The sequence below is a fragment of the Methylobacterium sp. WL120 genome (assembly GCF_008039465.1).
Taxonomy (GTDB): domain Bacteria; phylum Pseudomonadota; class Alphaproteobacteria; order Rhizobiales; family Beijerinckiaceae; genus Methylobacterium; species Methylobacterium cerastii.
Genome location: NZ_VRUT01000167.1, coordinates 1 through 9,821 on the forward strand (window position 1 = coordinate 1; position 9,821 = coordinate 9,821).

8 protein-coding genes and 1 pseudogene are annotated in these 9,821 nt (G+C 70.9%); 3 read left to right on the top strand and 6 right to left on the bottom strand.

Features of this window, described 5'->3' with window-relative positions; translation table 11 throughout:
• The 3 genes and pseudogenes from FV229_RS27600 to FV229_RS22525 form a co-directional block, all read left to right on the top strand.
• Nucleotides 1-320: pseudogene (locus tag FV229_RS27600) on the top strand (Phasin); the annotation flags it as partial.
• A 323-nt stretch (nucleotides 321-643) separates the two neighbouring features.
• Nucleotides 644-1,909 (top strand): N-acetylmuramoyl-L-alanine amidase, encoded by a 1,266-nt coding sequence (locus FV229_RS22520; protein WP_147754100.1) that lies wholly within the window; start codon nucleotides 644-646, stop codon nucleotides 1,907-1,909.
• A gap of 181 nt (nucleotides 1,910-2,090) precedes the next feature.
• Nucleotides 2,091-4,511 (top strand): penicillin-binding protein 1A, encoded by a 2,421-nt coding sequence (locus FV229_RS22525; RefSeq protein WP_147754101.1) that lies wholly within the window; start codon nucleotides 2,091-2,093, stop codon nucleotides 4,509-4,511.
• Between the two features lie 716 nt (nucleotides 4,512-5,227).
• On the opposite strand, the gene purQ is transcribed toward FV229_RS22525, so the two are convergent.
• The 6 genes from purQ to FV229_RS22555 form a co-directional block, all read right to left on the bottom strand.
• Nucleotides 5,228-5,908 (bottom strand): phosphoribosylformylglycinamidine synthase subunit PurQ, encoded by a 681-nt coding sequence (gene purQ, locus FV229_RS22530; protein ID WP_147754102.1) that lies wholly within the window; start codon nucleotides 5,906-5,908, stop codon nucleotides 5,228-5,230.
• Nucleotides 5,908-6,147 (bottom strand): phosphoribosylformylglycinamidine synthase subunit PurS, encoded by a 240-nt coding sequence (gene purS / locus FV229_RS22535; protein ID WP_147754103.1) that lies wholly within the window; start codon nucleotides 6,145-6,147, stop codon nucleotides 5,908-5,910. Before purS ends, purQ begins: the two co-directional genes overlap by 1 nt.
• Nucleotides 6,148-6,235: 88 nt before the next feature.
• On the bottom strand, nucleotides 6,236-6,475 hold the full coding sequence (locus FV229_RS22540; RefSeq protein ID WP_147754104.1) for a hypothetical protein: 240 nt from the start codon (nucleotides 6,473-6,475) through the stop codon (nucleotides 6,236-6,238).
• 112 nt (nucleotides 6,476-6,587) lie between these two features.
• On the bottom strand, nucleotides 6,588-7,187 hold the full coding sequence (locus FV229_RS22545) for an ActR/PrrA/RegA family redox response regulator transcription factor (protein ID WP_147754105.1): 600 nt from the start codon (nucleotides 7,185-7,187) through the stop codon (nucleotides 6,588-6,590).
• 39 nt (nucleotides 7,188-7,226) lie between these two features.
• Nucleotides 7,227-8,621: an ActS/PrrB/RegB family redox-sensitive histidine kinase gene (locus FV229_RS22550; protein WP_147754106.1), complete on the bottom strand. Its 1,395-nt coding sequence runs from the start codon at nucleotides 8,619-8,621 to the stop codon at nucleotides 7,227-7,229.
• 67 nt (nucleotides 8,622-8,688) lie between these two features.
• The coding region (locus tag FV229_RS22555; protein ID WP_147754107.1) for a Gfo/Idh/MocA family oxidoreductase at nucleotides 8,689-9,821 on the bottom strand (1,133 nt) is incomplete at its 5' end.

Sequence of the window (9,821 nt, forward strand, 5' to 3'; positions counted from 1 at the left end):
TGTCCGCACCGGCCGAGGCCGGCGAGGCGCCGGTGAGTCTGTCGGACGGCGCGCTGCCCTCGCCGGCCTCCTGGCGGGCCGGCCGCCGTCCCGTCCCGGCCCTGCGCCAGGACCTCGAAGGCCTCGGCGAGACCCTGTTCGCCTTCATGCGCGACGAGAGTTCCGCGGTCCTCACCCACCTCAACGCCCTCAAGGACGCGTGCTCGCCGGCCGACGCGATCCGCCTGCAGGTCAACGAGATGCAGCGCGCGGCCGACGCCTCGCTCACCTGCTGGAGCGAGCTCGCCCGGCGCGCGACGCGGATGGTCGCGCAGCGCTGAGGGAGGCGCGGCGCGCCTATCCCCCCTCAGCGCTGTCGAATTCATACCTGTCCGCATGCCCGCTCTGGACGGATCGCGCGGAGCACGGCACGGTCCCCTCTCCCGGTCGGGAGAGGGGACCCGCGCTTGGTTCGGCATGCGCGGCGAACTGCGTGAACCCGGCAGCTCCCCAAAGAGCGGATGTGCGCGTAAGCGCTCCCGCCTCCCCGCGCCAATCCCCTGTCGCGGCGCGGCCACAGCCGCCGCCCGAACGAAGCGTAGCCGGAAACCTTCGGTTAACCATGTCGCTCCTATGCCGTATCGGAGGCTCGGGAGGCCGACCGATGCTGCGATCCGCGCGCCTGATCCGTTCCGCGATCCTCACGCTGGCCGTGGCCCTGAACCCGGCGCTCGCCGTGTCGCCGACGCATGCGCAGGACCGGGCGCCGCCGGCGGTCGCGATCGCGGCCGACCTCGCCGCCTCGCCTGCTGGCACCAAGCTCACCCTCACCCTGTCGAAGCCGGTCGACGCTCGCGCCTTCGTCATGGAGCGCCCGGACCGGGCGGTGATCGACCTCGCCGAGGTCAACTTCCAGCTCGCCCCCGAGACCGGCCGCCGCCGCGAGGGCCTGGTGCAGTCGTTCCGCTACGGCCTGTTCGCGCCGGGCCGCTCGCGCATCGTCGTCGACCTCGCCGGCCCCGCCACCGTCGGCCGGATCGAGACGACGACGCGTCCCCGCGACGGCGCCGTGATCCTCACCGTCCCGTTCCAGCGCGCCGACCGCGACAGCTTCCGCAAGGCGGCGAGCGCCGGCGACCTCGCGCCCGCCTCCGGCAAGGCGGTGGCGCCGGTGGAGGCCGGAGACCGCCGCCCGCTGATCGTCGTCGACGCCGGCCACGGCGGCATCGATCCCGGAGCGATCGCGGTGGGCGGCGTGTTCGAGAAGGACATCGTCTTCGGTTTCGCCCAGGCGCTGGTCGCCCGCCTCGAGGCCGGCGGCCGCTACCGCGTGGCGATGACCCGCGACCGCGACGTCTACGTGCCGCTCTCCGAGCGCGTGCGCATCGCCCGCGACGCCAAGGCCGACCTGTTCGTCTCGATCCACGCGGATTCGATCTCGTCGGCGCCGCAGGTGCGCGGCGCGACGATCTACACCGGCTCCGAGAAGGCCACCGACAGCGAATCCGCCAAGCTCGCCGAGCGCGAGAACAAGGCCGACGCCGCCGCCGGCGCCGAATCCGGCGAAGGTCCGCCGGAGATCGCCGACATCCTGCAGGAGCTGACCCTGCGCGAGACCCGCGGCTTCTCGTCCGGCTTCGCCAAGACCCTGATGGGCCAGCTCGGGCCGGTGATGGAGATGAGCACGAAGCCGCACCGCGAGGCCGGCTTCAAGGTGCTGCGCTCGCCCGACGTGCCGAGCGTGCTCGTCGAGCTCGGCTACCTGTCGAGCCAGCGCGACCTCGACCTGCTGCAATCGGCCGAGTGGCGCGCCTCCGTCACCGGCTCGATGGCCAAGGCGATCGACCAGTTCTTCGGCAACCGCGCCAGCCTGGTGCGGCCGGCCTCGCCGAACCGCCGCTCGGCGGCAATCGCCCCAGTTTCACCATAGATCCGGTGTCGATATGGGGCACTCGAGACCCCGTCGCGCCGTCCTCACATCGGTCATCGTCGACGGGGACCTTCAAGGCTGCGGGCACGCCGGATCGGCCTGCGTCTTGCGGGCAGCCCCGACCCCCCTAGCCGGATGCGCTCGCGCGCACGGCCGACGAAACCGATCGACGGGAAACCGGATGCGCCTCATCCTTCGCTTCTTCGGCTTCCTGTTCAGCGCCTGCGCGGTCCTGTTCGTGCTCGCGGCCGCGGGCGGCGCGTTCTTCTACTGGAAGTACAGCCAGGATCTGCCGGACCACGCCGTGCTCGCCAACTACGAGCCGCCGGTGATGACCCGTGTCCACGCCGCCGACGGCTCGCTGCTGGCCGAGTACGCCAAGGAGCGCCGGCTCTACCTGCCGATCCAGGCGATGCCGAAGATCATCGTCGCCGCCTTCCTCTCGGCCGAGGACAAGAACTTCTACAAGCACGGCGGCATCGATCCCGAGGGGATCGTGCGCGCGGCGCTGACCAACGCGAAGAGCGGCAAGAAGCAGGGCGCCTCGACCATCACCCAGCAGGTGGCCAAGAACTTCCTTCTGTCGAACGAGCAGACCTTCGACCGCAAGATCAAGGAAGCGCTGATCGCGCTGCGCATCGAGGCGACCTACTCGAAGGACAAGATCCTCGAGCTCTACCTCAACGAGATCTTCCTCGGCACCATCGTGCCCGGCCGCAACCTGCACGGTGTCGCCGCCGCGGCCTTGGACTATTTCGGCAAGTCGGTGCACGAGCTGACGATCAACGAGGCGGCCTACCTCGCCGCCCTTCCGAAGGGGCCGAACAACTACCACCCCTACCGCAAGACCCAGGCGGCGCTCGACCGCCGCAACGAGATCATCCGCCTGATGGCGGAGAACAACTACATCACCAAGGAGGAGGCCGACGCCGCCAAGAAGATGCCGCTCGGCGTCAACCCGCGCGTCGCCTTCCCGAACGCCGCCAACGCCAACTACTTCACCGAGGAGGTCCGCCGCGAGATCTCCGAGCGCTACGGCGAGAAGAAGCTCTACGAGGGCGGCCTCTCGGTGCGCACCACCCTCGACCCGAAGATGCAGGGCTGGGCGCGCAAGGCGCTGGTCGACGGCCTCGTGCGCTACGACCAGGCGCATGGCTGGCGCGGCCCCGTCACCAAGGTCGACCTGACCGGGCGCGACTGGGGCATGGCGGCCTCCGAAGTGAGCGCGCTCGGCGACGTCGCCCCGTGGCGGCTCGCCGTGGTGCTCGGGCAAGGCGCCGGCGGCCTGCAGGTCGGCCTCCAGCCCAAGCGCGAGGCCTCGGGCCAGGTCTCCAAGGACCGCGAGACCGGCACGATCCCCGCCGAGGGCATGCGCTGGGCCGGCCGGGCGAACCTCACCGCCGGCGACATGGTCTACGTCGAGGCGATGGACGGCGGCCGCGGCCAGTACCGGCTGCGCCAGAAGCCCGAGGTGTCCGGCGGCATCGTCGCGATGGACCCGAACACCGGCCGCGTGCACGCCATGGTCGGCGGCTTCTCCTACGACGAGTCCGAGTTCAACCGCGCGACGCAGGCGATGCGCCAGCCCGGCTCGTCGTTCAAGCCGATCGTCTACTCGGCGGCGCTCGACAACGGCTACACCCCGTCCTCGATCGTTCAGGACACGCCGATCACCATCGAGGCCGGCCCCGGCCAGGAGGCGTGGACGCCCTCGAACTACGACGGCAAGTCCGGCGGCCCGCACACCCTGCGCTACGGCATCGAGCACTCGAAGAACCTGATGACGGTCCGGCTCGCCAAGGACGTCGGCATGCCGCTGATCGCCGAGTACGCCCGCCGCTTCGGCGTCTACGACGACATGCTGCCGGTGCTGCCGATGTCGCTCGGCGCCGGCGAGACCACCGTGATGCGGATGGTCACCGCCTACTCGATGCTGGCCAACGGCGGCCGCCGCATCCGCCCGACGCTGATCGACCGGATCCAGGACCGCATCGGCGAGACGATCTACCGGCACGACGGCCGCAAGTGCGTCGGCTGCGACGCCGAGAAGTGGTCGGGCCAGGACGAGCCGAAGCTGGTGGACGATTCCGAGCAGGTGCTCGATCCGCTGACCGCCTACCAGATGGTCTCGATCATGGAGGGCGTGGTCCAGCGCGGCACCGCGACGATCCTGAAGCAGATCGGCAAGCCGCTCGCCGGCAAGACCGGCACCACCAACGACGCCAAGGACGCGTGGTTCGTCGGCTTCTCGCCGGACCTCGCGGTCGGCATCTACATCGGCTTCGACAAGCCGCGCTCGCTCGGCGACCGCGCCACCGGCGGCGGTCTCGCCGCGCCGATCGCCCTCGACTTCCTGAAGGTCGCCCTGAAGGACAAGCCCCCGACGCCGTTCCGGGTGCCGCCGGGGATCAAGCTGATCCGCGTGGCCTTGGGCTCCGGCATGCGCGCCGGCTCGGGCGAGGGCGCCGGCACGATCCTCGAGGCGTTCAAGCCCGGCACCGCGCCGCCCGATTCCTACGTCGCCCCGGCGGGCCAGGCCGCGGCCCCCGCCGCCGTCCCGGCGGACGCAGACCGCGCGGCGCAGGCCGGCGGGCTGTACTGAGCGGACGCCGCCAGGCTCTCTGCGGATCGCCGGTCGCCCCGTACGGCTCGCTCTCCCCGGGGGCAGGGCGATCACACGGCACCGCACCGTCATTCCGGGGCGCCGCAGGCGAGCCTGGAATCCAGAACCGCCGACGGTGCCAAGTCCGGTGCGACCTGCGGTTCTGGATCCCGGGCTCCGCTGCGCGGCCCCGGGATGACGCGGTGCTGCCGGCGGGTTTCTTCCAAGAACAGGTCGCCGTCTGCGATCAAACCCTGCCCAGGGAAGAATGGTTGGGGCGAGGGGTGTTGCCCTCTCCGGTGAGTTCTCATCCCTCACCCTGTCCCTCTCCCGCACGGGAGAGGGAACCCGCGCCCGCTCCGAACGCCGTGAGGTCCGGCGATGCGGTAATACCAGACCTTGATGAGCCCGACTCATCGAGGTCCGGCCCCCGCGACTGCGGGGCGGCGGCAATCCGCCGGACCTCATGGGTTCCTACCCATGAGACTTGGTATAAGTCGGCCGCCTGGCGATCCGAGACAAAAAAAGCCGCCCTGCGGGGGCGGCTTTGGAGTCTCAGGGAGGCATCAAACAGAGCGGGACGGAGGTCTCACTCGACATCCAGACATCTGGACTACGGTGAGATTGGACAAAAGAGGTTAACGCACCGTTGACGCGGGCGCGTTCCTCAAGTCGTCGCCGCGTTGGGCATACCCGAGATCAGTATCGCCGCAGGTTCAGGCCGCAAGGCTGGTGAACAACCCGCGTCCGTCGGTGCCGCCCACGAGGCCTTCGACGAAGTTCTCCGGGTGCGGCATCATCCCGAGGACGTTGCCGCCCTCGGAGTAGATCCCCGCGATGGAATTGAGCGAGCCGTTGCGGTTGGCGGCCGTCGTCACCTGGCCGTCGGCGTCGCAGTAGCGGAACGCGACCCGGTCCTCGCCCTCGATCCGGGCGAGGGTGTCGGGGTCCGCGAAGTAGTTGCCCTCGCCATGCGCGACGCAGACGTCGATGACGTCGCCCTTGGCGTAGGCGCTGGCGAAGCGGGTGTCGGCGCGCTCGACGCGCAGGGTCTGCCGGTGGCAGATGAAGCGGCGATCGACGTTGCGCATCAGCACGCCCGGCAGCAGGCCGGATTCGCACAGGATCTGGAAGCCGTTGCAGATGCCGAGCACGAGCCCGCCGCGGGCGGCGTGGGCGCGGACCGCATCCATGGCGGCGGCGCGGCCCGCGATGGCGCCGCAGCGCAGGTAGTCGCCGTAGGAGAAGCCGCCGGGCAGGACCGCGAGGTCGGTGCCGGAGGGCAGCGCGGTGTCGGCGTGCCACATCGTCGTGACCTCGGCGCCGGCAAGCCGGAGCGCGCGGGCGACGTCGGCGTCGCGGTTCGAGCCTGGGAAGACGACGATCGCGGCGCGCATCACGCGATCTCGATCGCGTAGTTCTCGACCACGGTGTTGGCCAGGAGCTTCTCGCAGGCCGTCTTGAGGGTGGCCTCGGCGCCGGCCCGGTCCGTGGCGGCGACCTCGATGTCGAACACCTTGCCCTGGCGGACGCCCTCGATCGACTCGATGCCGAAGGACTTCAGCGCGGCCTCGATGGCCTTGCCCTGCGGGTCCAGGACGCCGGTCTTCAGCGTGACGACGATGCGGGCTTTCATGATGGGCCACTCAGCAGGGTCTGGAACGAAAGGAGGCGAAGGCGGGCGTCGGGGCGGGGTCCGACACCTCGGGTGTCGTGGCCGCCCGTCACCGGCGGGCGGCCCGCGGTGCGGCGCGCAGGGGCTCGATGCTCGTCGCGCGCTGCCAGAGCTGGAACATGATCCAGGCCGCGAGCACGCTGAACAGACCCATCAGCACGTGGCCGACGGTGTCGCCGAGTTCGAACAGGCCTGCGATGGCCCAGCCCGCGGCGATCGCCACCGCGAAGACTTCCGTTCCCACCAGCACCATCATGCTGAGGATCGTGATCAGGTTGCGGGCGTTCACGAGGACCCCTTCCGCCGGCGGCACGGATTCGCGTCCCGCTTACGACGGCGGCAGTACCCCGATTGTCGCATGCTGTGCAACCGGCAAGCGCCCCTCGCGGGTGGCCCTCGCCTCAGCGCGGGGCGCGCTTGGCCAGGATGCGCTGCAGGGTGCGGCGGTGCATGTTGAGCCGGCGCGCGGTCTCGCTGACGTTCCGTCCGCACAGCTCGTAGACCCGCTGGATGTGCTCCCAGCGCACGCGGTCGGCGGACATCGGGTTCTCGGGCGGGTCGGCCCGCTCGCCCGGCTGCGCCATCAACGTGCCGTGGATCTCGTCGGCGTCGGCGGGCTTGGCCAGGTAGTCGAAGGCCCCGAGCTTCACGGCGGTGACGGCGGTGGCGATGTTGCCGTAGCCGGTCAGGATGACGCCGCGGGCTTCCGGCCGGCGCTCCTTCAGGCGGGCGATCACGTCGAGGCCGTTGCCATCGCCGAGCCGCATGTCGATCACCGCGAAGGCGGGCGCCCGCGCCTCGACCACGGACACGCCTTCGGCCACGCTCTCGGCGACCTGGACGTGGTAGCCGCGCGCTTCCATCGCACGGGCGAGCCGGGTCGAGAACGGCTTGTCGTCGTCGACGATCAGGAGGCTGCGGTCGGAGAATGCGGCCAGCGGGTCGGCGTCGCTGAGCGCCACGGCATCCGGGGCGCCCGACGAGCTCGATTGCGTCAGCATGAGAAGCTCCTCAAAGATTTCGCTGTATTCGTTGAGAGTTTATATAGGCGCGACATCGCCCGCGGGCAGGGGTGGGCGTGTGCCGAATTCGGGGGCATGACGCAGCGCCGCACCCCGCTCGAAGATGTGGCGCGCCCAGGAGATCCGGACCTGCGCCCCATGCGTGCCCGGCGCCGAGGCGTTGGACAGGGTGATCTGCGCGCCCGAGCGCTCGATCAGCGTCTTGGCGATGAACAGCCCGAGGCCGAGGCCGGCGCCGACCGTGCCGCCCTGCGCCTGCCCCGCCCCGCGGTCGGGGCTGCGGGTGGTCACGTAGGGCTCGCCCGCCCGCAGCAGCACCTCGGCGGAGAAGCCGGGGCCGTCGTCGCGGATCTCGAGCGTCACCCGGTCCAGCGTCCAGCGGCCCTCGATCACCACGCGGGCGTCGGCGAAGTCGACCGCGTTGTCGAGGATGTTGCCGAGCCCGAACATCACGCCGGCGTTGCGGCGGCAATCCGGTTCCGGGGCGTCGCCCTGGCTCGAGATGTCGAGGGCGATGCCCATCGCCCGGTGCGGCGCCACCAGTTCCTCGATGAGGTGGCTGAAGCTCAAGGTCTCGAGGAAGCCGGCGCCGTCGCCGTCGAGGGAGGTCAGCTTCGAGAGGATGCCGCGGCAGCGGTCGACCTGCTCGCGCAGCAATTGCAGGTCCTCGGCCACCGCCGGCGGCGCGTCGGGCCCGAGTTGGCGGACGAGTTCCTTGGTCACCACCATGATCGTGCCGAGCGGCGTGCCGAGCTCATGCGCCGCCGCCGCGGCAAGGCCGTCGAGCTGCGACAGGTGCTGCTCGCGGGCCAGCACCAGCTCCGTCGCGGCCAGCGCCTGAGCGAGCTGGCGCGTCTCCTCCGAGACCCGCCACGCGTAGACGCCGGTGAAGGCCGTGCCGAGCAGGATCGCCGTCCACACGCCGGAGACGTAGAGGAACGGCAACTCGATCCGCCCGTCGGCGAACCACGGCAGCGGGCGGTGGACCAAGGCCAGCAGGGTCGCGAGCCCGATCGCCAGCAGGCCGAGCGCCAAGGTCCGCTCCGGCGGCAGCGCCGTCGCCGAGATAAGGACGGGGGCGAGGAACAGCAGCGAGAATGGGTTCTGCAGGCCGCCGGTGAGGAACAGCAGCACGGCGAGCTGCACGATGTCGAAGGCCAGCAGCAGGGCGGCGGAATCCGCGCTCAGCCGGTAGCTCGCCGGGAAGCGGATGCGCAGGCCGAGGTTCAGCCAGGACGAGGCGGCGATCGCCAGGAAGCACCAGCCGAACGGCAGCCCGAGCCCGAGGCCGAACTGCGCTCCGACCACGGCCGCGCTCTGCCCGGTGATCGCGAGCCAGCGCAGGCGCACGAAGGTGTCGAGGCGCAGGTGGCGCGCGTCGCGGACGAAGCCGCTCGGATCGGTGTCGAGCATGATGGCCTAACGATAGAGCCGGGGGCGGGCCGATCCAGAGCCCGCGACGATCCTCCCGCCTTGCGCCTCAGCCCGCCTCGTCGAGTTCGGGGCCACGGGTGGCGTCGAGGCCGGCACCGGGGACGGGCGGGATCGACACCGGCGCGCCGGTGCGCGCCGCCTCGTAGATCGCCTCCATCAGCACGTGGTCCTGAAGACCCTCCTCGCCCGGCGTCCGCGGCCGGCGGTTCTCCTGGATGCAGCGCGAGAGGTGGTCCATCTCCAGGGCGAACTGGTTCTTGGCGCCGATCACCTTGGTGTCCTGCGACACCACCTTGCCGTCGCGGTGGGTGACCACGAGGCGCTGGCCGACATAGGCGAAGGCGTTCTGCAGATCGATGTCGGCGCCCCCCGTATGCACGGTCAGGCGGCGCGATTCGTGGACGCCGTAGCTGGTCATGCATTGCGCCAGCACGCCCGACGGGAAGCGCAGGGTGAAGCTCACGCCCTCCTCGACCTCGCGGAACTTCGGGTCGTCGGCCGGCGAATGCGTCTGCGCCTGGATCAGGTCCGGCTCCTCGCCGAGCAGCGCCCGAACGCCGTTGAGGCAGTAGAGCCCGATGTCGGGCAGGGCGCCGCCGCCCGAGAGCGCCTTCTTCAGGCGCCATTGCTCCGGCAGCCCCGAGGTCTGGCCGTTGAAGGCCTGGATCATCCGCGGCTTGCCGAATTCGCCCGAGCGGACGAGGCGCACCACCTCGCGGTTGTACGGCTCGTACTGGCAGCGATAGGCGATCATCAGCTTGACCTTGGCGCGCTCGCACGCCGCGATCATCGCCCGCGCCTCCGCGGAGGAGGCCGCCATCGGCTTCTCGCACAACACGTGCTTGCCCGCTGCCGCCGCGGCCGCGACGTTGTCGTGGTGCACCGCGTTCGGGGTGACGACGTAGACCGCCTGGATCTCCGGGTTGGCCTTCAGCTTGTCCCAGTCGCCGTAGCCGTAGACCGCGCTCTCGGGCACGCCGTATTGCTGCGCGACGAGCTTCGCCTTGTCCGGCGTGCCCGACATCAGCGCCACGAGCCGCGAGCGCTTGGCCTGGGACAGGGCCGGGAGGATCTCGTCGAGGCTGAGGCGGCCGAGGCCGACGACGCAATAGCCGACGCGCTGCCCCGGCGGCTGCGGCGCGGGTGTCGGCGCCGGCGGCCGGTCGCCCTGGCCGCGCC